Source organism: Pseudomonas sp. TJI-51 (assembly GCF_000190455.2).
GTDB classification, from domain to species: domain Bacteria; phylum Pseudomonadota; class Gammaproteobacteria; order Pseudomonadales; family Pseudomonadaceae; genus Aquipseudomonas; species Aquipseudomonas juntendi.
The window spans coordinates 1469-1900 of the sequence record NZ_AEWE02000028.1 but is presented as its reverse complement, the minus strand read 5'-3'; the positions used below and the strand labels follow the sequence as shown (position 1 = coordinate 1900).

General features: G+C 70.4%; 1 protein-coding gene. It reads left to right on the top strand.

The window, feature by feature from the left end:
- The coding region (locus G1E_RS29230; protein ID WP_256220431.1) for an ATP-binding cassette domain-containing protein at positions 1-432 on the top strand (432 nt) is incomplete at both ends.

The following is a 432-nucleotide window of genomic DNA, read 5'->3' as shown; positions in this document are numbered from 1 at the left end:
CCGCCTGCGCCAGGCCAACTTCCGCTACAGCGAAGAATCCCCCCCGGTGCTCAACATTGGCCAACTGGATATTCAGCCGGGCGAACGCATTGCAGTGCTCGGCCGCAACGGCGCGGGCAAGTCCACCCTGCTGCAGGCGTTGGGCGGGGCCATGGACCTGGTACAGGGCGAGGTCAGCCTGGACGGCATCGCCCTGGCCCACCTCGACCCTGCCGACCTGCGCCGCGACGTAGGCCTGCTGCCGCAGTACGCGCGGCTGTTCCACGGCACCCTGCGGGAAAACCTGACCCTCGGCGCCGGCCAGGCCAGCGACCAGGAACTGGTGGCCGCGCTGGCTGCCACCGGGGCGCTGGACTTTGTCCGCCGCCTGCCCAAGGGTATGGACCACCTGATCCTCGAAGGCGGCCTGGGCCTGTCTGGCGGCCAGCGCCA